The following is a 21602-nucleotide window of genomic DNA, read 5'->3' as shown; positions in this document are numbered from 1 at the left end:
GCGGCCCGTCAGGAGACCCTCGTCTTCGCCCAGGACAAGGCCGCCGCCGACAAGGCGGCCGTCGTCGCCGGCACCGCCGCCCGCGCCCGCCTCGACGGCTCGTGGGTGCTCGACCCCGACGCCCCGGAGCGGCCGCGCGAGGGCCCGAACCTGCCCCGCCCGCAGAAGCCGCCGGTGACGACACCGCCGGTGCCGGACGGCTCGACGATCGTGTGGCGCAGCCAGTCCCTCCTCACGACGACCGGCGACCTGCCCGCGCTGCTCGCCGTCGACCCGGCCGGCTTCGAGCGCGCCGCGAGCTGGGGCGGCTCGGCCGAGCTGGCCGCGGGCCGCGCGGGGCTGCACCTGCTCGCCCGGGAGCAGGCGGCCCGTCAGGAGACCCTCGTCTTCGCCCAGGACAAGGCGGCGGTCCCCATGCTGCTCGTCGGCCAGGCCCGGGCCCGGGTCGGCGACCGGGTCGTCGTCCAGGCGGGCAACCTCACCTTCCTCGCGGAGATCGTCGGCTCCGTCGACGCGTTCCCGGGCCTCGCGCCGCGGGACACCATGGCGGTGATCCCGGCCGAGTCGCTGTTCACCGTCGTCGGGCTCGACGACCCGCGGCTGCGCGGCAACGTGGGCAGCCCGCCGATCGAGGTCTGGTCCCGGGACGGCGTCGCGGGCCTGCAGCGCATCCTCGACCCGGTCGGGGCGACGGCCGAGCGGGTCGTCACCGTCGAGCAGGCCGAGGCGACGCCGACCCTGGTCGCCGCCCGCCGCACGTCCGGGTACCGGTTCCTGCTCGGGGTGCTCGCGGCCGCGATCGCCGTCGCCGTGCTCTGCGCCGGCGTCGACCGGACCCTCGTCCAGGGCCGTGCCGAGGACGTCCTGCTCGCCAGGGTCGGCCTGGGCCGGCTCGGCGTCGGCCGGGCCCGGGTCCTCGAGACCGCGGTGCTCGTCGCCGTCGGCGCCGTCCTCGCCGTCGTCGGGACGGCCGCCGCCGTGCTCGTCGCCCGCCGCTCCGTCGACCCGGACCCGCTGCTCGCGCCGCGGCTCACCGTCGCGCCGGACGCGCGGGCCGCCGCCGTCCTGCTCGTGGCCGCGGCCGCGGCCTGGCTCATGACGGTCGCCGTGATCGCCCGGCGCACGACGGCCGACGACGAGGCGGAGGTGATCCGTGACGCCCGCTGACCCGCCCGACCTGCCGACGGGGCCCGTGCTCCGGGCCGCCCAGCTCGTCAAGGTGTACCCGTCGGCCACGGGGGAGACGCACGCCCTGCGCGGGGTGGACGTCGGCTTCGCCGCCGGCACGCTCTCGGTGCTCATGGGCCCGTCCGGCAGCGGCAAGTCCAGCCTGCTCTCGGTGCTCGCGCTCCAGGAACGGCCCAGCGCGGGGGAGGTCTGGCTGCGCGGGGAGGACGTCACGACCGTCCGCGGGGCCAGGCTCCGCCGGCTGCGGGCCGGCACCCTGGCCTGGGTCGCCCAGCGGCCCACCCACACCCTCGTGCCGCACCTGGACGCCGACGAGCAGCTTCGGGCCGTCGCCCGCCGGCGCCGCCGCGCCGGGCTCACGGCCGGCCCGGGCTCGACGCCGGACGCGCTGCTCGACGCGCTCGGGCTCACGGGCCGGCGGCGGGTCCGCGCCGACCGGCTCTCCGGCGGCGAGCAGCAACGGCTCGCCGTCGCGACCGCCCTCGTCGGCGGGACCCGGGTCGTCGTCGCCGACGAGCCGACCGCCGAGCTCGACGACGCCTCCGCGGACGCGGTCCTCGCCGTCCTGCGCCGCCACGTCGACGCGGGTGCCTGCGTCGTCCTCGCCACCCACGACCCGCGCGTCGTCGACGGCGCCGACCGGGTGCTGCGGCTGCGGCACGGCGTCCTGTCGTCCGAGCGCGACTCGGACGGCCTCGTGACGGTCCCCATCGACCCGACCGGGCGGCTCCAGCTGCCCCGGGAGGCGCTCGGCCTGTTCCCCGACGGCCGGGCCGTCGTGGAGATCCGCGACGGCGCCGTGGTGCTCCGTGACGCCCCCGCACCGGAGGAGCCGTGAGCGCCGGACCGGCCGCGGTGCCGGGCACGGACGCAGGGGCCGACGCGGTCGTCGAGGTCGTCGACGTCTCGCACCGGTACGGCCGGCTGCGACCGGTCGAGGTGCTGCACGACGTGCGGATGACGGTGCGCCGCAACGAGTTCGTCGCGCTGGTCGGCCGCTCCGGGTCGGGCAAGTCCACCCTGTGCCACCTCGTCGCGGGCCTCGGCCGGCCGTCGTCCGGGCAGATCCGGGTCGCCGGGGAGCCGGCGGGCGGGCGGCCGGACTGGGCCCGGCTGGCGCTGCTGCCGCAGCGGCCGGCCCTCGTGCCCGAGCTGAGCGTCGCGCAGAACGCGTTCCTCGCGACCCGGCTTCGGGACCGCCCCGACGACGAGGACCTGCTCGTGCTGCTCGGGATCGACGCCCTCGCGGGCCGGTCCACCGGCCAGGTCTCGCTCGGTGAGCAGCAGCGCGTCGGCATCGCCCGCGCGCTCGCCGTCCGGCCGCTCGTCGCCGTCCTCGACGAACCGACGGGGCACCAGGACGACGACAACGTCGACCGGGTGCTGGACACGTTGCGGCAGGCCGGTTCCCGGGGCACCGCGCTGCTCGTCGCGACCCACGACCCGCGGGTCCTCGCGGCCGCCGACCGCGTCGTCCGGATGCGTGACGGCCGGGTCGTCGACGAGCTCAGGCCCTAGGCTGCCGGGCGTGGGCACCCTGCCGCTCGAGAAGGCCGTCGACCTCACCCGGACCGGCGACGTGTGGCTCTTCCGCGGCCGCAGCGGTGCCGACCGGGCGATCCAGACCCTGACGAACGCGCCGGTCAACCACGTCGGGATGGCCGTCGTCCTCGACGACCTGCCCCCGCTCATGTGGCACGCCGAGCTCGGCCGCTCGCTCACCGACCTGTGGACCGGGACCAAGCAGCGCGGCGTGCAGCTCCACGACCTGCACGACGCCGTGGTCGTGTGGTCGCGCAAGTACGGCCAGCGCGCCTGGCTGCGCCAGCTGAGCCCCGCCGTGACGACGGCCATGGAGGACGCCGTCCTGCAGTCGGTCGCCCGGCTCGACGGCACCCCGTTCCCGACGACCGCCCGGCTCGCCGGCCGTTGGTTCGGCGGCCGGATGCCGACGCAGCGGCTGCGGACGCTGCCGATGCTCCGGGCCCGGGCGGACGGCGGCCCGCAGCAGCCGGTCGAGGGCCCGGACGCGCTCGACACCGTCTACTGCGCCGAGGTCGTCGCCCTGACGTACGAGGCGATGGGCCTCGTCGCGGGCGGGCACCGGCCGAGCTGGTACGACCCCGGCCGGTTCTGGAGCGGTGACGACCTCGATCTCGTCAACGGGTACGCGCTCGGCGGCGAGATCGCCGTGGACGTCCCGGCGGACGCCGTCCCCTCCGACCCCACTGCCCTGGAGCGCCGACGATGACCGACCCGAGCCCCGCCGACCCGGTCCCCGCTGACTCGGTCCCCGCCGACCCGACGCCTGCGGCCGGACCCACGGGCTTCGTCGCCTCGCCCGCCGGCTACGCCGCGCTCGGCCCGGCGGCGGCGCTCGGGCACCTCGTCGACCGGCAGGCGGCGTTCGCCGCCGTGCTGCGCGACGGCGACCTCGACGCCCCCGTCCCGACGTGCCCGGGGTGGACCCTGACCCGGCTCGCCTGGCACCTGGGCACCGTCCACCGGTGGGCGGCCGGTGCCGTCGAGCAGGGCCGGCCGGTCGAGCTCGAGGAGTCGGGGCCGACCGACCGCGACGCCCTCGTCGACTGGTACGTCGAGGGCGCGGCCGGGCTCGTCGACCTGCTGCGGGCCACCGACCCGACCGCCGAGGTCTGGACCTTCGGGCCGAAGCCGCGGACCGCGCGCTTCTGGTCCCGCCGGCAGGCGCACGAGACCGCGATGCACGTCGAGGACGCCGCCCTCGCGACGGGGGCGGCCCTGCCCCCGCTCGCCCCCGACCTCGCCGTCGACGGCGTCGACGAGGTCGTCACGATGTTCGCGCCGCGCCAGGTGCGGCTGCAGCGGATCCCGCCGCTGACCCGCTCGCTGGCGCTGCTGCCGGCCGAGGCGGGCGGCACCCGGTGGGTCCTCGCCGGGGACGGCGCGACGCCGTCCGACGACCTCCCCGCCGCCGAGGCCACCGTCCGCGGCCCGGCGGAGCAGCTCGTGCGACTGCTCTGGCGCCGGGTCCCGCTCGACGCGCCCGGCATCACCCTCGAAGGGGATCCGGAGGCCGCGGCCGCCGTCCTCGGCGCCGGGTTGACGCCGTGACCCCCGCGTCGCACGCTGAGGCATGACCGACGCCCCGGGCGGGCCGCGGACCTACACGGCCGACGGCATCGCGGTGACCTACGACGCGTCCCTGTGCTTCCACGCGGCCGAGTGCGTCCGTGGGCTGCCGGCCGTGTTCCATCCCGACGTCCGGCCGTGGATCACGCCGCAGGCGGCGGACCCGGACGCCGTCGCCGAGGTCGTCGACCGCTGCCCCTCGGGAGCCCTCTCCTCCGTCCGGACGGGGTCGTCGGCGGGCTGAGCCGACCGTCGGCTCAGCGGCCGGCGAGGGCGTCGGCGGGCGTGCCGGTCTCGGCGTTCCAGATCGCCCACCCGGTCGTCAGGAGCACGAGCACCGCGAGCAGGACGGCCGCGCCCGCGACCCCGCGCACCCACGCCGGCGACGTCCGCCGGACCCGCAGCACGGCGGCGACCCCGAGCGCGAGCCCGACGAGGGCGAACCCGACGACGACCGGCGAGTAGACCGAGCGGACCGACTGCGACGGGTCGGACAGGCCGGTGAGCGCCTCGGTCCGGAGCATGACGACGAACGGCGAGATGCTCGTCGTGAGGACGCCGGCGACCGTCGTGAGCAGTGCGGCCAGGCCGAGCGCCTCGGCGCCGAACAGGGTGTCGAGCAGGAGCGCCGAGCGACCGGGCGCCGGTGCTTCGGCGTCGTCCGCGCCGTGGCCGTCGCCGGGCGCCGCCGGGGCGGACCCGTTGAGGTGGGCCGGGTCGTCGAGCGTCAGGGCCTCGACCGGGGCGTCCGGCCGGCCGTCGTCCCGCCCGAAGAGCCCGCGCCGCGGGGGCGTCGGCAGACCGGCCTCGTCGTCGCCCAGGATCTCCACGGCTCACTGTAACTCCGGGTCCGGCGCGCGGCCCGGACAGCGAGCGCCGCAGACGCCGACAGCCCCCGCCGACGAGCGGCGGGGGCTGTCAGAAGCGTCAGCAGCGGCTGAGGCCTCGGGTCAGAGCGGGCGGACGTTCGCGGCCTGCGGGCCCTTCTGGCCCTGCTGGACGTCGAACTCCACGCGCTGGTTCTCCTCCAGCGTCCGGTAGCCGGTCGACTGGATCGCCGAGTAGTGGACGAAGACGTCGGCCGCGCCGCCGTCCGGGGTGATGAAGCCGAAGCCCTTCTCACCGTTGAACCACTTGACGGTGCCCTGTGCCATGTTTCTTTCCCTTGCTCTGTGATGTGGGATGCGGTGCGGGCCCGACTCCGCTGCCGGTCCCGCGGCTGCCGCGGTCTCGCCGTCCCACGTCCAAGAGCCTCGTGCGGGTGGTCAGACCCAGATGGCCCTGCCCAGATGTGACTCTGCCCGGATGTGGAGAACGCCCGCGCTCGGTGCTCCGCGGGCGTTCATGAACGTACGGGGAACTGCTTGTGCAACCGAAAAAACGCTATCACGCGTGCGTGCGCGAGCCAATGCCCGGATCCTGCGCAGTTCGGGGCACGCGCGACGAGCCCGACAGCCGACTTGTCTGGGATACCAGACATGTTCCGCGTGGCGGTCGATGACCGAGAACGGTCCCAGGGTGTGCCCTGGACCCATGACCCTCACCGACCTCGCCGCCGTCCCGCCCACGGGTGCGGAGGGCGCTCCGGCGGCCGTCCACGTCGGGCCGGCCCCGCTCACCGTCGAGGACGTCGTCGCCGTCGCCCGGCACGGGGCGCCCGTCGTCCTCACGCCCGAGGCGCTGGACGCCGTCGCGGCGACCCGGCAGGCCGTCGAGGCGCTCGCCGCCCTCGACGAGCCGGTCTACGGCGTCTCCACCGGGTTCGGTGCGCTCGCCACCCTGCACATCCCCGGCGCGGCCCGCGAGCAGCTCCAGCGCAGCCTCGTCCGCTCGCACGCGGCCGGCACCGGCCCGGAGGTCGAGCGCGAGGTCGTCCGCGGGCTCATGCTGCTGCGGCTGCACACCCTCGCCACCGGGCGGACCGGCGTCCGGCCCGCGACCGCGACCGCGTACGCGGCGATGCTCTCCGCGGGCATCACGCCCGTCGTCCACGAGTACGGCTCGCTCGGCTGCTCGGGCGACCTGGCCCCGCTGTCGGCGGCCGCGCTCGCGCTCATCGGCGAGGGCCAGGTCCGGGACGCCGGCGGCACGCTCGGGCCCGCCGCCGACGCGCTCGCCGCGGCCGGGCTCGCGCCCGTGACGCTCGCGGCGAAGGAGGGGCTGGCCCTCATCAACGGCACCGACGGCATGCTCGGGATGCTCGCCCTCGCGCTGCACGACCTGCAGGGGCTGCTGCGGGTCGCGGACGTCGCCGCCGCGATGTCCGTCGAGGCGCTGCTCGGCACCGACCGCGCCTTCGCGGCCGACCTCATGGCGCTGCGCCCGCACCCCGGCCAGGCCGACTCCGCGGCCAACCTGCGGGCCGTGCTCGCGGGGTCCGGGGTCGTGGCGAGCCACCAGACGCCGGACTGCACCCGCGTGCAGGACGCCTACTCGCTGCGCTGCGCGCCGCAGGTGCACGGCGCCGCCCGGGACACCGTCGCGCACGCCCGCACCGTCGCCGACCGCGAGCTCGCGTCGGCGATCGACAACCCGGTCGTCACGCTCGACGGCCGGGTCGAGTCGAACGGCAACTTCCACGGCGCGCCCGTCGGCTACGCGCTGGACTTCCTCGCGATCGCCGTCGCCGACGTCGCGAGCATGAGCGAGCGGCGCACCGACCGGTTCCTCGACAAGAGCCGCAACCAGGGGCTGCCGCCGTTCCTCGCGCACGACGCGGGCGTCGACTCCGGCCTCATGATCGCCCAGTACACGGCCGCCGGCATCGTCTCCGAGCTCAAGCGGCTCGCCGCCCCGGCCTCGGTCGACTCGATCCCGTCGTCCGCGATGCAGGAGGACCACGTCTCGATGGGCTGGCACGCCGCCCGCAAGCTGCGCCGTGCCGTCGACGGGCTCGCGTCCGTGCTCGCCATCGAGCTGCTCACCGCCGCGCGGGCGCTCGAGATGCGCTGCGCGGCAACGCTTCCGCACCTGGATCCCGGCCCGGCGACCGACGCCGTCCGGGTGCTGCTGCGGGCCCACGGCGTCGAGGGCCCCGGCCCGGACCGGCACCTCGCGCCGGAGATCGCCGCCGCCACCGACCTCGTCCGTTCCGGCGCCGTCCTGGCCGCCGTCCAGACCGTCACGGGAGACCTGCGATGACCTCTTCGACGAACCAGACCCCCACCGCCGCACCGGTTCCCGGCCCGCGCCCGGTGACCGCCCCGCGCGGCACGACCCTGTCCGCCCGCTCGTGGCAGACCGAGGCGCCGCTGCGGATGCTCATGAACAACCTGGACCCGGACGTCGCCGAGCGCCCCGACGACCTCGTCGTCTACGGCGGCACGGGCAAGGCCGCACGGGACTGGGCGAGTTTCGACGCGATCTGCCGCACGCTGCGCGGCCTCGCGGACGACGAGACGCTGCTCGTGCAGTCCGGTCGGCCGGTCGGCGTCATGCGGACCCACGAGTGGGCGCCCCGGGTGCTCATCGCGAACTCCAACCTCGTCGGCGACTGGGCGACGTGGCCCGAGTTCCGCCGGCTGGAGCACCTCGGCCTGACGATGTACGGCCAGATGACCGCCGGCTCGTGGATCTACATCGGTACCCAGGGCATCCTCCAGGGCACCTACGAGACGTTCGCGGCGGTCGCGGCGAAACGGTTCGGGGGCACCCTGGCCGGCACGCTGACCGTGACCGGCGGCTGCGGCGGCATGGGCGGCGCGCAGCCGCTCTCGGTGACCCTCAACGGCGGCGTGTGCCTCGTCGTCGACGTCGACGGGCACCGGCTGCAGCGGCGGGTCGAGACGCGCTACCTCGACGAGGTCGCGGAGGACCTGGACGACGCGCTGCGCCGCGTCCTGGCGGCCAAGGGCGAGCGCCGGGCGCTGTCGGTCGGGCTCGTCGGCAACTGCGCGACGGTCCTGCCCGAGCTGCTGCGCCGCGGCGTCGAGGTGGACGTCGTCACCGACCAGACGAGCGCGCACGACCCGCTGTCCTACCTGCCCGAGGGCGTCGACCTCGCCGACTGGCACGACTACGCCGCGGCCAAGCCCGAGGAGTTCACCGACCGGGCCCGGGCGTCGATGGCCAAGCACGTCGAGGCGATGGTCGGCTTCCTGGACGCCGGGGCCGAGGTCTTCGACTACGGCAACTCGATCCGCGACGAGGCCCGCCAGGGCGGCTACGACCGGGCGTTCGCGTTCCCCGGCTTCGTGCCGGCGTACATCCGGCCGCTGTTCTGCGAGGGCAAGGGCCCGTTCCGCTGGGCGGCGCTGTCCGGCGACCCGAAGGACATCGCCCGCACCGACAGGGCCGTCCTCGACCTCTTCCCGGACGACGACCACCTCCACCGCTGGATCCGCGCCGCGCAGGAGAAGGTCGCGTTCCAGGGCCTGCCGGCACGGATCTGCTGGCTCGGCTACGGCGAGCGCGACAAGGCGGGGCTGGCCTTCAACGACCTCGTCGCGAGCGGCGAGGTGAGCGCGCCGATCGTCATCGGCCGCGACCACCTCGACTGCGGCTCGGTCGCCTCGCCGTACCGCGAGACCGAGTCGATGCTCGACGGCTCCGACGCGATCGCCGACTGGCCGCTGCTCAACGGGCTCGTCGCGGCGTCGTCCGGGGCGACCTGGGTCTCGATCCACCACGGCGGCGGCGTCGGCATCGGCCGGTCGATCCACGCCGGTCAGGTGTCGGTCGCCGACGGCACCCCGCTGGCCGCGCGCAAGCTCGAGCGGGTGCTGACGAACGACCCCGGCATGGGCGTCATCCGGCACGTCGACGCGGGGTACGACCGGGCCGTCGAGGTCGCGTCGGAGCGGGGGGTCCGCACGCCGATGCGGGAGGGGTGAAGATGTCCGGCGTGGACATCACCGTGGACGGCACGTCACCCCTGGACCCCGCGCTCGACGGGACGGCGGTCAACTCCCTGCTCGACGAGATCGCGGCCGTCGGCCGCGACCCGAGGACCGGCGGCTACCGGCGTTTCGCGTTCACCCGCGAGGACGTCGCGCTCGGCGAGTGGTTCGAGGACGCCTGCCGCGTGCGCGGGCTCGACGTGACGACGGACCGCTGCGGCAACCAGTGGGCGTGGTGGGGCGACCCGGACGCCGCGGTCGCCGCCGGCCGGCCCGGGGTCGTCACGGGCAGCCACCTCGACTCGGTGCCGGACGGCGGCCCGATGGACGGCCCGCTCGGCACGGCGTCCGCGCTCGCCGCGGTCGACCTGCTGCGCGCGCAAGGGTTCACGCCGTCGCGGCCGATCGGCCTCGTGCGCTTCGTCGACGAGGAGGGCGGCCGGTACGGGCTGGCCTGCTCGGGGTCGCGGCTGCTCACCGGGATCTCCCGGCCCGAGACCGTGCTCGGCCTCACCGACGCCGCGGGGTCCACCTACGCCGAGGGCCTGCAGGCCGTCGGTCTCGACCCGGCGGCCGTCGGGCGGGACGACGCGACGCTGCGCCGGGTCGGGGTCTTCGTCGAGCTCCACGTCGAGCAGGGCCGCTGGCTCTCCCGGCCGGACGTCGACCGGCCGGTCGCCGCCGCGAGCCTCATCAAGGCGCACGGCCGCTGGCGGGTCGACCTGCTCGGCAAGGCCGACCACGCGGGCGCCACCCGGCTCGAGGACCGCGACGACCCGATGCTCGAGCTCGCGCGCTTCGTGCCGGCCGTCCGGGCCGCTGCCGCGGTGCAGGGCGCCGTCGGCACGGTCGGCAAGCTCGACGTCCGGCCCAACGCCGTCAACGCGATCCCGTCCCGGGTCACCGCGTGGCTGGACTGCCGGGCCGACACCGAGGAGCAGGTCCGCGCCGTGCTCGCCGACCTCGCCGGCCAGGGCTTCGGCATCGTCGAGGAGTCGTGGTCGCCCGCGACGCTGCTCGACCCGGCGCTCGGCGACCGGGTGGCCGCCGCGGCCGGGCGGGCCGTCGGCCGGGACGCCGCCGCGCCGCCGGTGCCGGTCATCCCCACCGGGGCCGGGCACGACGCCGGCGTGCTCTCGCAGGACGGCGTCGCCGCCGCGATGCTCTTCGTCCGGAACCCGACGGGCACCTCGCACGCCCCGGACGAGTTCGCCGAGCCGGACGACCGGGCGACCGGCGTCCGGGCGCTGGCCGCCGTCCTCGCGGACCTGTGCGGCTGAGCCGGTCCGGCCGCGGGGCGGCGACGCCAGCACGGGGGACGACGTGACGGCCGCGGGCGCCGCGCAGGCGCACCGCACGATGATGCGGACCGGCGCGGTCTTCCGGGTCGTCACCGTCCTGCACGTCGCGGCGTCCGTCGTCGCCCTCGCGGCCGGCGGCCGGTTGCGCGCCCCGGTGCTCGCGATCGCCGTCGCGGCGCTCGTCGAGGGCGTCCTCGTCATCCGGGTGTTCCTCGCCGCGCGGCGTCCGCCGCAGCTCTTCGCCGCCTGGGACGTCGTGTTCTGCGCCGGGGCCCTCGTCACCGGGGCCGCGGTCCACGACGGGGCGGGCGCGGACCCGTGGAAGTTCCTCTTCCCGTACGTCATCTCGTCCGCGATCCTCGTCGGCGCGACGTTCCGCAGGGCCCGCGACGCCGCGGCGGCCGGCGGACTGCTCGTCGCCGCCTACCTCGGGTCCGTGCTGGCCCTGCGCCCCGGTCGCGATGCCGTGGACCTCGACCTCATCACCTTCGTCGGCGTCACGGCGGCGATGTGGGCCGTCGCCCGGGAGATCCGGCGCTGGGCGGCCGCGCTCGACGCCGCGACGGACGAGGCCGTGGCCCGGCAGGCCGAGCTCTCCGCCGCGCAGGAGCGCAACCGGTTCCACCGCGAGCTCCACGACCACGTCCTGCAGACCCTCGAGACCCTGGCCCGCGGCCGGTTCCTCGCCGACGACCGGATGCGCGGGCACGTCGCCCGCCAGGCGTTCCGGCTGCGCCGGCTCGTCGAGTCCGGGCTGGCGCCGGACGCCGCACCGGGCGGTCTCGCCGGGGCGCTCGTGGCCGTCGTCGAGGAGCACCTCGGCACGGGCCTGTCCGTCGACCTGCAGACCGGCAGGCTGCGGCACCCGGTCGCGCCGGAGACCGCCGAGGCCCTGGCCGCGGCCGTCGGCGAGGCGCTGACCAACGTCCGCAAGCACTCCGGCGTCGAGCGGGCCGTCGTCCAGGCCGTGAGCACCGCCGACGAGGTGACCGTGACCGTGCTCGACCGCGGCGCCGGGTTCGACCCGGCGGCGGTGGCCTCCGGGCTGGGCCTGCGCGAGTCGGTCCGGGGCCGGGTCGCGGGCGTGGGCGGCACGGTCCGCGTCGACTCGGCCGTCGGCGAGGGGACGTGCGTCGTCCTCACCGTGCCGCTGCGGGCCGCGCAGGCCCTCCGGACCGGGGAGGCCGTCGCGTGATCAGGGTCCTCGTCGTCGACGACCACCCGGTGACCCGGTGGGGCGTGGAGCACCTGCTCTCCCGGCACGCCGAGTTCGAGGTCGTCGGCTCGGTGGCCTCGCCCGCCGAGGTGCCGTCCGGGCCGGACGTCGTGCCCGCCGACGTCGTCGTCCTCGACCTCTACCTCGGGGTGCCCGAGCCCGCTCTGGACGCGGTCGCGACGCTCGCCGCCGCGCACCGGGTCCTCGTCGTCTCGGCGTCCGCGAGCCGCCAGGACGTTCTCGCGGCGCTGCGCTCCGGGGCGGACGGGTACCTGACGAAGGACACCGACGACGCCGAGTTCCTGGCCGCCGTCCGGACCGTCGCCGGCGGCGGGTTCTGCCTGTCGACCTCGGTCGCGGACGTCCTCGAGACGCACCTGGACGCGCCGGGCGCCCCCGAGCCGGAGCTCTCGGCGCGCGAGGCCGAGGCGCTCGGCTGGATCGCCCGCGGCTTCACGCACGCGCAGACCGCGCACCGGATGGGGATCTCGGCCTCCACCGTGGACAGCTACGTCGAGCGGATCCGGCGCAAGCTGGGGCTCGGCAACAAGGCCGAGCTCACCGCGAAGGCGATCGAGCTGCGCCTGACCGGCCCCGAGGACGTCGCATGAGGGGGCCGACCTCCTCGTACGGACGCTCCCCGGGGCCGGTGGGAGGCCGCATCCGCCGGTGGCCCCCCTTGCTGCACCGCCGGAGGACACGGCCCCGCCCCGCGAGAGTCCAGCAGGGCGGGTCCGGGGCGGCGAGTCGGGTGTTCGCACCACACGGGGCGCGCACCCACGGGCCGGCGGCGGCCGGCAACCGATCGGGCCGCGGCGTCGCGGGCCGCCCCCGATGTGCGGGAGGATCGCCGTCGTGACCAGGTCGTGGTGGTGCGAGCACGCGTGGCTGCCGACCGGGCCGGCGTCCGGCGTGCGGGTCGAGGCGGACGCCGCCGGGCGGGTCAGCGCCGTGACCGTCGGCGTCCGGCCGGTCGAGGGCGACGTCCGGCTCGACGGTCTCGTGCTGCCCGGGTTCGCGAACGCGCACTCGCACGCCTTCCACCGGGCCCTGCGCGGCCGGACGAACCTCGACGGCGGCACGTTCTGGACGTGGCGCGACCGGATGTACACCCTCGCCGACCGCCTCGACCCGGACTCCTACCGCGAGCTCGCCACCGCCGTGTACGGCGAGATGGCGCTCGCCGGGATCACCTGCGTCGGCGAGTTCCACTACCTCCACCACGGGCCCGGCGGGGCCCGCTACGGCGACCCGAACGCGATGGGCGAGGCCCTGCGGGACGCCGCCCACGCGGCGGGCATCCGGCTCACCCTGCTCGACACGTGCTACCTCACCGGCGGCATCGACGTGCCGCTCGAGGGCGTCCAGCGCCGGTTCGACGACGGGGACGCCGAGGGCTGGGCCGACCGGGTCAGCATGATGAAGGACGACGAGCGGTTCCGGGTCGCGGCCGCCGTGCACTCGATCCGCGCCGTCCCCGCCGACCAGCTCGACATCGTCGTCGAGGCGGCGCAGGACGACGACGGCCCGCGCCCGCTCCACGTGCACCTGTCCGAGCAGCCCGCCGAGAACGAGGCGTGCCTGCAGGTCTACGGCTGCACGCCGACCGCGCTGCTCGCCGAGCACGGCGTCCTCGGGTCGGCGACGACCGCCGTCCACGCGACGCACCTCACCGACGGCGACATCACGATGCTCGGCGACTCGACGACGACGGTGTGCGTCTGCCCGACGACCGAGCGGGACCTCGCCGACGGCATCGGCCCGGCCCGGGCGCTGCGCGACGCCGGGTCACCGCTCGCCCTCGGCTCCGACCAGCACGTCGTCGTCGACATGCTCGCCGAGAGCCGCGGCCTGGAGATGCACGAGCGGCTGCGCTCGGGGCACCGCGGCCGGTTCACCGTGGGCGAGCTCGTCGACGCGCTCGCCCCGGCCGGCCACGCCGCGCTCGGCTGGAACGACGCCGGGAAGATCGAGGTCGGCGCGCTCTGCGACCTCGTCGCCCTGCGGCTCGACTCGCTGCGCACGGCGGGCGCGCTGCCCTCGCAGGCGCCGCTCGTCGCCGCCGGCGGCGACGTGCACGCCGTCGTCGCCTCCGGCCGCACCGTCGTCGCCGACGGCCGGCACGTCCGGCTCGAGCCGGACGGCGAGCGGTCGATCGCGCGGCTGCTCGCGGCGGCGGTCAACCGGGCCTGGGGCGACCACTGACCTGAGGCCGGGCCTCAGGCCGGCAGCAGGTTCACCGCGTGGGTGCCCGTCGCCCACAGGTGCTGGACGGCGTAGGCCCGGTACGGACGCCAGGCCTCGGCGCGGGCGGTGAGCGCACCCGGGGTGGAGGGAAGGCGAAGACCCTTCGCCGCGACGGCGACGCCGAGGTCACCGGGCAGGAAGGCGTCCGGGTCGCCGAGGGCGCGCATCGCGACCGACTCGACCGTCCAGGGGCCGATGCCCGGGAGGTGCTCGAGGGCGTCGAGCCCCGCGCGGCAGCCGTCCGGCCCGCCGAGCCGGACCTGCCCCGACGCGAGCGCCTCGACGAGGCCGACGAGGGTGCGGCGGCGCGTCCCCGGCAGGGCCAGCGACTCCTCGTCGAGCGTCGCGAGGGCGGCGGGGGTCGGGAAGAGATGGGTCAGGCCGCCGTCCGGGTCGGCGACGGGCTCGCCGTGGGCGACGACGAGCCGGCCCGCGTGGGTGCGCGCGGCGGCCGTGGAGACCTGCTGGCCGAGGACGGCGCGCACCGCGAACTCGGCAGGGTCCGGGCAGCCGGGCACGCGCCGTCCGGGCGCCGCGGTGACGAGCGGCGCGAGCACCGGGTCCTTGCGCAGGTGCCCGTCGACGGCGGTCGGGTCGGCGTCGAGGTCGAGGATCCGGCGGCAGTGCGCGACGGCGACCGCCTCGTCGCGCGGGTTCGTGAGGTGCAGGGTCGCCGCGACGTGCGTCGCGCCGTCCGCCGGGACCGGCAGCGTGACGACCCCCGCGCCGCCCGGCAGCCGCAGCGTGCGCCGGTACGCGCCGTCCCGCCACTCCTCGACGCCGGGGACCGCCGTCGCGGCGAGGTGCCCGTAGAGGTTGTCGGGGAAGAGCGGCGGCAGGAACGGCAGGTCGACCCGGACGGTGTGCACGGACCCAGCATCGCCGAGACCCCCGACAGGGCGGGCGGCCGCCCGGGTCGTGGGACGCCCGGCCCGCGCTGGGCCGGACGGGTGATACTGGAAGGCGACTGTACCGTCCGGACGGTACAGTACTCGGCATGGCCACCGCCGGCACCGCCCTGAGCACCCGCGAGCGCATCCTCGAGGCCGCGGAGGACGTCGTCCTCACCGACGGCGTCTCCTGCCTCACCCTCGAGAAAGCCGCCGCGCGCGCCGGGATGAGCAAGGGCGGCGTGCTCTACCACTTCCGTACGAAGGACGCCCTCGTCGAGGCCATGGTCGAGCGGCTCACGGGCCGGTTCGACGAGGGCATCCGGGCGCACCGCGAGCTGCGGCCCGAGCCGGGCGAGTTCGCGCGCGCCTACGTCGAGGAGTGCCTCGCCGAGCCCGTGACGGACGACGACCTGCGCACCGAGCGGGTCGGCTCCGCCCTCATCGCCGCGATCGCGAGCCAGCCCGAGCTGCTCGGGACGCTGCGCGAGGCCTTCGCCGGCTGGCAGCACGAGATCGAGACCGACTCGGTCGACCCCGTCGCGGCGACGATCGCCCGGTTCGCCGCCGACGGCCTGTGGTTGTGCGAGCTCTTCGGCATCGACGCCCTGAGCCCGCAGATGCGTTCCGCGGTCCGGACCGGACTGCTCGAGATGGTGAAGTGAGATGAGCTTCCAGACCTCCGCCCGCGCGGCGTCGTCGCCGAAGGCCGTCGTCGCGGCCCTCGCGACGGCGAGCTTCCTGCAGTGGACCGGTGCCGCCGCCGTCCTGCCCCTGCTCCCGCTGTTCCTCAAGGACCGCGGCAGCTCCGAGGGCCTCATCGGCGCCGTGATGGCCGCCTACTTCGTCGGCGCGTTCGTCGCGCAGTACCTCGCCGGCCGGCTCAGCGACCGGATCGGGCACCGCACCGTGCTGCTCGTCGGGCTCGTCGGCTACGCCGTGGCGAGCTTCGGCTTCCTCCTCGACGTGAGCGGCCCGGGCTACCTCGTGCTGCGGGGCCTGCAGGGCGCGTTCGCCGGCGGTGCCCAGGTCGCGATGCTCGCGCTCGTCGCCCGCTCGGTCCGCGTGGACCTGCGCGGCCGGGCGTTCGCCGCGGTCTACGGCGGTGAGCTCGCCGGTGTCGCGATCGGCCCGATCCTCGGGACGGCGGTCGGCCTGCGGAACATGGCCGAGCTGTTCGTCGTCTCCTCGCTCGGTGCGCTCCTCGCGGGCGTCCCGGTGCTCCTCGCCCGGCTGCGGCCGACCGGTGCCGCCGAGGCGGCGGACGCCGCGGCGGCGCGCCTGGACTGGACCGGCTGGCGCGGGCGCGTCCTCGTCGGGGTGCTCGTCGCGGCCGTCGTCGGCGGCGTCCTCACCGGCGTGTACGACGCGACCTGGACCCTCCTGCTCGACCACCGCGGTGCCGTCGAGTGGCAGATCGGCCTGTCCTGGACGCTCTGGGCGATCCCGTTCGTCGTCGTCACACCGCTCGCGGGCTGGCTCGCCGACCACCACGACCGGCGGGTGCTCGTCATCGGCGCGATCGGTTCGTCGATCTTCTTCGCGGCGCTCTACCCGTTCATCTCGTCGCTGCCCTGGCTCATCGGCCTCGGGGCGCTGGAGTCGGTCGGTGTCGCGATGGCGATGCCGGCGGCGCAGTCGCTGCTCGCGCAGGCCGCCCCGGAGGCCGGTGCGGGTCGGGCGATGGGCCTGTTCGCGAGCATCCAGACCGCGGCGATCGCGGCGTCCGCGGCCGTCTCGGGCGCGCTCTTCGCGATCGCGCCGTGGGTGCCGTTCGTCGCCGTCGCCGTCGTGTCCGCCCTGCTCGCAGCAGCCCTCCCGGTCGTGTGGCGCGGGGTGCAGGGCCGGGTGCCGCGGCCGGTCGCGCCCGTTGCGGACGGCGTCACCGAGGACCGCCGGCCGGTCGCCGTCCTCGCGGATGAGAGGCTGGCCGGGTGATCGAGCTCGGGCTGTACACCTTCGCGGACGTCGACCCCGCCGGCGGCCGCGCCGCGCACGCGCAGCGGATGCAGGACCTCGTCGAGGAGATCGTGATCGCCGACGAGGTGGGGCTCGACGTCTTCGGCCTCGGCGAGCACCACCGCGCCGACTACCTCGCGTCCGCACCCGTCGTGGCGCTCGCCGCCGGTGCCGCCCGGACGTCGCGGATCCGGCTGCAGACCGCGGTCACGGTGCTGTCGAGCGAGGACCCGGTCCGGGTGTGGCAGCAGTTCGCGACGCTCGACCTCGTCTCCGGCGGCCGGGCCGAGATCATGGCCGGGCGCGGCTCGTTCATCGAGTCGTTCCCGCTCTTCGGGTACGACCTCGGGGACTACGACGAGCTGTTCACCGAGAAGCTCGACCTGCTCCTCGACCTGCGCGACGCCGCCGCGGCCGCCGGGACCGGCGCGGCGCCGTCCGACGGTGGCCCCGCGCCCGTGACCTGGCAGGGGCGGCACCGGGCAGCCCTTGCGGGGCAACGGGTCTGGCCGCTGCCGGTGCAGACCGAGCTGCCGGTGTGGATCGCCGTCGGCGGCACCCCGCAGTCGGTCGTCCGGGCCGGGGCGCTCGGTCTGCCGATGATGCTCGCGATCATCGGTGGCGAGCCCGAGCGGTTCGCGCCGTTCGCCGAGCTGCACCGCGAGGCCGCCCGCCGCAGCAGCCACGACCCGCTGCCGCTCGGCGTCGGGATGCACGGCCTCGTCGCCGACACCTCGCAGGGCGCGGCCGACACGTTCTGGGGCCCGTACTCGACGACCATGGGCCGGATCGGGCGCGAGCGCGGCTTCGCGCCGATGAGCCGCGAGGCGTACGAGGAGGGCCGCACGCTGCGCGGCCACCTGCTCGTCGGCAGCCCGGACGAGGTCGTCGAGAAGCTGCTGCGCCTCCACGAGATCTTCGGCATGACCCGGTTCAACCTCCAGACGGCCCTCGGGACGATGCCGCACGCGGCCGTGCTGCGCTCGATCGAGCTGTTCGGCACGAAGGTCGCGCCCGCCGTCCGTGAGGAGATCGCGAAGCGGACCGCGGCGACCTGACCCCGGTGTCCTGACCCCGGTGTCCTGACCCCGGTGTCCTGGCCCCGGTGGCGCCCGCCCACCCGTCACACGGTCGCTCACACGCGCCGGCCGTAGCCTGCGCTCCCCGCCCACCGCCAGACTGGCACCAGGGCCGACGTCGGGGGAGGTGCCGCGGTGGGGCTGACGGTCCGGCTGCTCGGGACGCCGCGGATCGAGCGGGACGGCGTCGCCGCCCCACCGCCCCGGGGCCGCAAGGCCTGGGCGTTGCTCGCCTACCTTGTGCTCAGCGCGCGCCCGGTCCCGCGCTCGCACCTCGCCGACCTGCTCTTCGGTGACGCCGACGACCCGCTCGGCGCGCTGCGCTGGACCCTCGCCGAGCTCCGTCGGGCGCTCGAGGAGCCGGGGCTCTTCCGGGGCGACCCGGTCGACGGCGGTTCCGGCGGGCTGCGGGCGGACGTCGGCCGGCTCGCCGGCGAGACGGGCGACGACGACCTCGTCGACCTCGGCGGCGAGCTGCTCGAAGGTCTCACCGTGACCGGGTGCCCGGCGTTCGAGGGGTGGCTCGTCGTCGAGCGGCACCGGCTGTCCTCCCGGGTGGAGGCCCGGATGCGGCAGGCCGCGGTCGGGCTCCTCGCCGAGGGCCGGGCCGCCGACGCCGTCCCGTTCGCGTCCCTCGCCGTGGCCCGCAACCCGCTCGACGAGGGCAACCACGAGCTGCTCGTCCGCTGCCTCGCCGGGGCGGGCGACGTCGTCGCGGCGGGAGCCGTCGAGGCCGGTCTGGACTGCCTGCACCGCGCGGTCGCCGAGGCCGCCGGGTGCGGTGACGCCCGCCTGCACGCCCGTGCCCTGACGGCGCTCGGCGGCGCGCTCGTGCACGGCGTCCGCGGCCGGGACGACGAGGGCGCCGTCGTCCTGCGGCAGGCGCTGCGCGCGGCCCGGGACGCGGACGACGCGGCGTCCGCGACGACCGCCGCCCGTGAGCTCGCGTTCGTCGAGGTGCAGGCCGGGCGCCGCGGGACCGCCGCCGAGTGGCTCGACCGTGCGGAGACGCTCGCCGCGACCGACGAGGCGCGCGCCGCCGTCCTCGGGGTGCGGGCCATGGACTGCTCGGACCGCGCCGACTACCCGGCCGCGATCGCTGCCGCGAGCGGTTCGGCCACGCTGGCCGCCCGCGCCGGCGACCCCCGGCAGCAGGCGTGGTCGCTGTCCATCCTCGGCCGGGCGCACCTGCTCCGTGGCGAGCACGACCTCGCGGCCGACGCCGTCGCGCGGTCCCTGCGGCTCGTCGAGGAGCAGCGCTGGCTCGCGTTCCAGCCCTGGCCCCGGGCGCTCCAGGCCGAGCTCGACCTGCGCTCCGGCGACGACGCGAGCGCCGAGCGGCACCTCGAAGGGGCCTGGTCGCTGTCCTGCCAGCTCGGCGACCCTTGCTGGGAGGGCATGGCCGCCCGCGGCCTCGCCCTGCTCAACGTGCAGCGCGACGACCCGGTGGCCGCCGCTCGGTGGGTCGAGGAGGCGCTGCGGCGCTGCGGGGCGGTGACCGACCGCTACCAGTGGGTCAAGGCGTACGTTCTCGACGCCGGGGTGCGGGTCGCGCTCACGGCCGGCGACACCGACGTCGCCGCCCGGCTGGCCGACACGCTCGGCGCCCTCGCGGCGCGCTGCGAGCTGCGCGAGCTCGTCGTCCGGGAGCGCCTGCACCGCTGGCGGCTCGGGGACGACGGTGCGCTCTCCTCGGCCCGGCTGCTCGCCCGCGGCATCGAGAACCCGGCGCTCGCCGCCGACCTCGCCGACCCGGCACGACGGCCCGGGTGACGTCCCGCCCGTCCCGGCGGGAGTCACCCGGGCCGCCGGGTCCGGTGGTGCGGCCGTCAGCCGACGACGGTCGCGGTGAGGACCTGGTACTCCCAGTCCATGACGGTGCCGGCCGTCCCGTGGTCGAACCGGCGGACCAGGTCGACGAGGTCCGCGTCGAGCTCGGCGGCCCGCTCCTGCGCCTGCGCGAGAGACCGGTAGACGGCGATGGTCGGCCCGTACAGCGCCTTGAAGTAGTCGCGGCAGGCGGCCGGCTCGGCGAACCGGTCGACGCGGAGCAGCCGGCGTTCGGTCCGCAGGTCGGTGACGCGGTCGCCGAGCAGGCCTTCGAGGTGCGCGCGGTCGCCCCACAGCGGCGGCGGCTGGGCGCCGGGCGGGGGCGGCGGGGCGTACGGCTTCATCGTCGCGAACATCTGCCCGATGAAGCCGGTGGGCGTCCAGCTGAGCAGCCCGATCCTGCCTCCGGGCCTGCAGACCCGGACCAGCTCGTCCGCCGCCGCCCGGTGCCGCGGCGCGAACATGACGCCCACGCAGGAGAGCACCGCGTCGAAGGCGTCGTCCGGGTACGGGAGGGCCTCGGCGTCCGCCTCCTGCCAGTCGACCTCGACGCCGGCCCGGGCGGCGGCCCGGCGCCCCGCGTCGAACAGCTCCGGGGTGAGGTCGCTCGCGACGACGTGCGCGCCGGTCGCGGCGGCGGCGACCGCGGCGTTGCCGGAGCCGGCCGCGACGTCGAGCACCCGCTGCCCGGCCGAGACGCCGGCGGCCTCGACGAGCACCGGTCCGAGGGCTGCGATGAGCTCGGCGGCGAGCCGGGGGTAGTCCCCGGACGCCCACATCGCGCGGTGCCTGGCCTTCAGCGCGCGGTCCGCGTCCTGCGCGCTCAGTGTGTCGGTCATGGGAGAGCCCCCTGGGTCGTGGGCCGGTCGGTCCGGCCGCTGACCCGACTCTGCGGGGGTGCCGTGTGCGCCGGCGTGTGACGACCGGTCAGACCCGTCCGAGCGCCGCCGCGACGGACGCGACCTGCGCCGGGCCGACCCGGCAGCAGCCGCCGACGAGCCGGGCGCCCGCCGTGGCCCACGCCGTGACCTCCGACGCCGCGAAGTCGGGGGTGCCGCGCCAGACCCGGGCCGCGCCGTCCCACGTCTCGCCGCTGTTCGGGTAGACGACGACCGGCTTGCCGGCCGCGGACGCCGCCTCGATCGCGGGCAGCAGGCCCGCCGGGTCGGTGCAGTTCACGCCGACGGCGACGACGGCGTCGACGCCCTTCGCGAGCGCGAAGACGGCCGCCGCGTCCTCGCCGCGGCGGGTGCGCGCGACGCCGTCCGGGCCGGTGACCGTCGTCAGCGAGAGCCAGCCCGGGACGCCGAGGGTGTCGAGCGCCCCGACGATCGCCTCGGCCTCTGCCGCGGCGGGCACGGTCTCGCAGGCGAGCAGGTCCGCGCCGGCGTCGGCGAGCACCTCCATCCGTGGGCGGTGCCACGCGGTGAGCTCGGCGACGGTGAGCCCGCCGCCGGTGCGGCCCGTCCAAGCCGCGTCGACGTAGGAGCCCGTGTACTCCTCGCCGTTCGCGAGCATCGCGCCGTAGGGGCCGACCGAGCCGGCGACCCAGCCGCCGCCGGCCGGGAACGCGGCGTCCGTCGCCTCCCGGGCCAGGCGGACCGACAGCCGCATGAGCCGCTCGGCCTCCGCGTGGTCGATGCCCGCCGCGGCGAAGCCGTCGAAGGTCGCCTGGTACGACGCGGTGATCGCGACCCGGGCCCCGGCCGTGGCGAAGGCCGCGTGCGCGGCGCGGACGGCGTCCGGGTCGTCCCGCAGGAGCACCGCGGACCACAGGTCGCCGGAGATGTCGTGGCCGGCCGCCTCGAGCTGGGTCGACAGGCCGCCGTCGAGGACGACGGGGCCGGCGGCGAGCGCGTCGGCGAGGGCGGCGGCGGGGGTCTGGGCCATGCGTCCATCATCCCGGGCGGCGACCGGGGTCGGCGCAGCGGCCGTCGCAGTGG

Annotated in this window: 19 protein-coding genes and 2 pseudogenes; 16 read left to right on the top strand and 5 right to left on the bottom strand. The window is 76.7% G+C overall.

All coding sequences use genetic code 11. The features are described 5' to 3' along the window. The 6 genes and pseudogenes from ECOMGDLI_RS34565 to ECOMGDLI_RS09985 form a co-directional block, all read left to right on the top strand. A pseudogene (locus ECOMGDLI_RS34565) lies at positions 1 to 1167 on the top strand (hypothetical protein); the annotation flags it as partial. Continuing rightward, the gene (locus ECOMGDLI_RS10005; protein WP_088316614.1) at positions 1154 to 2026 is read left to right on the top strand and encodes an ATP-binding cassette domain-containing protein; all 873 of its coding nucleotides are present in this window, start codon (positions 1154 to 1156) and stop codon (positions 2024 to 2026) included. The pseudogene ECOMGDLI_RS34565 and the gene ECOMGDLI_RS10005, both read left to right, overlap by 14 nt. Next, positions 2023 to 2706 carry an ABC transporter ATP-binding protein gene (locus tag ECOMGDLI_RS10000; RefSeq protein WP_088316612.1) on the top strand — a complete coding sequence of 228 codons (684 nt, stop codon included), beginning with the start codon at positions 2023 to 2025 and terminating at the stop codon, positions 2704 to 2706. Before ECOMGDLI_RS10005 ends, ECOMGDLI_RS10000 begins: the two co-directional genes overlap by 4 nt. 10 nt (positions 2707 to 2716) lie before the next feature. Then, on the top strand, positions 2717 to 3439 hold the full coding sequence (locus ECOMGDLI_RS09995; RefSeq protein WP_198954737.1) for a hypothetical protein: 723 nt from the start codon (positions 2717 to 2719) through the stop codon (positions 3437 to 3439). Beyond that, a complete protein-coding gene (locus tag ECOMGDLI_RS09990) occupies positions 3436 to 4281 on the top strand; it encodes a maleylpyruvate isomerase family mycothiol-dependent enzyme (protein ID WP_088316609.1) in 846 nt (281 codons plus the stop codon). Before ECOMGDLI_RS09995 ends, ECOMGDLI_RS09990 begins: the two co-directional genes overlap by 4 nt. A gap of 22 nt (positions 4282 to 4303) precedes the next feature. Beyond that, complete coding sequence (locus ECOMGDLI_RS09985) at positions 4304 to 4543, top strand: (4Fe-4S)-binding protein (protein ID WP_088316606.1); 240 nt, start codon at positions 4304 to 4306, stop codon at positions 4541 to 4543. Positions 4544 to 4556: 13 nt separating this feature from the next. On the opposite strand, the gene ECOMGDLI_RS09980 is transcribed toward ECOMGDLI_RS09985, so the two are convergent. Next, the gene (locus tag ECOMGDLI_RS09980; RefSeq protein WP_088316603.1) at positions 4557 to 5129 is read right to left on the bottom strand and encodes a hypothetical protein; all 573 of its coding nucleotides are present in this window, start codon (positions 5127 to 5129) and stop codon (positions 4557 to 4559) included. 120 nt (positions 5130 to 5249) lie between these two features. Further along, positions 5250 to 5453, bottom strand: a complete 204-nt coding sequence (locus ECOMGDLI_RS09975) for a cold-shock protein (RefSeq protein ID WP_088283612.1) — start codon at positions 5451 to 5453, stop codon at positions 5250 to 5252. A 379-nt stretch (positions 5454 to 5832) separates the two neighbouring features. On the opposite strand from ECOMGDLI_RS09975, the gene hutH reads away from it, so the two are divergent. The 6 genes from hutH to ECOMGDLI_RS09945 all read left to right on the top strand — a co-directional run bounded on the left by hutH (position 5833) and on the right by ECOMGDLI_RS09945 (position 13859). Beyond that, complete coding sequence (gene hutH, locus ECOMGDLI_RS09970; protein ID WP_088316601.1) at positions 5833 to 7440, top strand: histidine ammonia-lyase; 1608 nt, start codon at positions 5833 to 5835, stop codon at positions 7438 to 7440. Next, a complete protein-coding gene (gene hutU / locus ECOMGDLI_RS09965; RefSeq protein ID WP_088316599.1) occupies positions 7437 to 9131 on the top strand; it encodes a urocanate hydratase in 1695 nt (564 codons plus the stop codon). The genes hutH and hutU overlap by 4 nt, the downstream gene beginning before the upstream one ends. A 2-nt stretch (positions 9132 to 9133) precedes the next feature. Beyond that, entirely contained in the window at positions 9134 to 10417 is a 1284-nt protein-coding gene (locus ECOMGDLI_RS09960; RefSeq protein ID WP_088316622.1) for an allantoate amidohydrolase, read from the top strand. A gap of 43 nt (positions 10418 to 10460) precedes the next feature. Beyond that, entirely contained in the window at positions 10461 to 11633 is a 1173-nt protein-coding gene (locus ECOMGDLI_RS09955) for a sensor histidine kinase (RefSeq protein WP_088316597.1), read from the top strand. After that, positions 11630 to 12265 carry a response regulator transcription factor gene (locus ECOMGDLI_RS33760; RefSeq protein ID WP_158220966.1) on the top strand — a complete coding sequence of 212 codons (636 nt, stop codon included), beginning with the start codon at positions 11630 to 11632 and terminating at the stop codon, positions 12263 to 12265. The genes ECOMGDLI_RS09955 and ECOMGDLI_RS33760 overlap by 4 nt, the downstream gene beginning before the upstream one ends. Positions 12266 to 12509: 244 nt before the next feature. After that, positions 12510 to 13859, top strand: a complete 1350-nt coding sequence (locus ECOMGDLI_RS09945) for a formimidoylglutamate deiminase (protein WP_233153393.1) — start codon at positions 12510 to 12512, stop codon at positions 13857 to 13859. Between the two features lie 14 nt (positions 13860 to 13873). On the opposite strand, the pseudogene ECOMGDLI_RS09940 reads toward ECOMGDLI_RS09945, so the two are convergent. Continuing rightward, positions 13874 to 14839 (bottom strand): annotated as a pseudogene (locus tag ECOMGDLI_RS09940) (DNA-3-methyladenine glycosylase); the annotation flags it as partial. 59 nt (positions 14840 to 14898) lie between these two features. Between ECOMGDLI_RS09940 and ECOMGDLI_RS09935 the strand changes: the two are divergent. The 4 genes from ECOMGDLI_RS09935 (at position 14899) to ECOMGDLI_RS09920 (ending at position 19602) form a co-directional block, all read left to right on the top strand. After that, entirely contained in the window at positions 14899 to 15456 is a 558-nt protein-coding gene (locus ECOMGDLI_RS09935; RefSeq protein ID WP_088316591.1) for a TetR/AcrR family transcriptional regulator, read from the top strand. Between the two features lies 1 nt (position 15457). Next, positions 15458 to 16729: an MFS transporter gene (locus tag ECOMGDLI_RS09930; protein WP_088316589.1), complete on the top strand. Its 1272-nt coding sequence runs from the start codon at positions 15458 to 15460 to the stop codon at positions 16727 to 16729. Continuing rightward, positions 16729 to 17808 carry an Atu2307/SP_0267 family LLM class monooxygenase gene (locus tag ECOMGDLI_RS09925; protein WP_088316618.1) on the top strand — a complete coding sequence of 360 codons (1080 nt, stop codon included), beginning with the start codon at positions 16729 to 16731 and terminating at the stop codon, positions 17806 to 17808. The genes ECOMGDLI_RS09930 and ECOMGDLI_RS09925 overlap by 1 nt, the downstream gene beginning before the upstream one ends. Before the next feature lie 156 nt (positions 17809 to 17964). Continuing rightward, positions 17965 to 19602, top strand: a complete 1638-nt coding sequence (locus tag ECOMGDLI_RS09920; RefSeq protein ID WP_088316587.1) for an SARP family transcriptional regulator — start codon at positions 17965 to 17967, stop codon at positions 19600 to 19602. Positions 19603 to 19658: 56 nt separating this feature from the next. Here the strand turns inward: ECOMGDLI_RS09920 and ECOMGDLI_RS09915 are convergent, their stop codons facing one another. Continuing rightward, positions 19659 to 20498: a class I SAM-dependent methyltransferase gene (locus tag ECOMGDLI_RS09915; protein ID WP_088316585.1), complete on the bottom strand. Its 840-nt coding sequence runs from the start codon at positions 20496 to 20498 to the stop codon at positions 19659 to 19661. Between the two features lie 88 nt (positions 20499 to 20586). Beyond that, on the bottom strand, positions 20587 to 21549 hold the full coding sequence (gene mmuM, locus ECOMGDLI_RS09910; RefSeq protein ID WP_088316583.1) for a homocysteine S-methyltransferase: 963 nt from the start codon (positions 21547 to 21549) through the stop codon (positions 20587 to 20589). Between the last annotated feature and the right edge of the window lie 53 nt (positions 21550 to 21602).

This window comes from Kineosporia sp. R_H_3, from assembly GCF_002198675.1.
Taxonomy (GTDB): domain Bacteria; phylum Actinomycetota; class Actinomycetes; order Actinomycetales; family Kineosporiaceae; genus R-H-3.
Note: the sequence above shows the minus strand (reverse complement) of the source record. Positions and strands in the feature narration are given on the sequence as shown.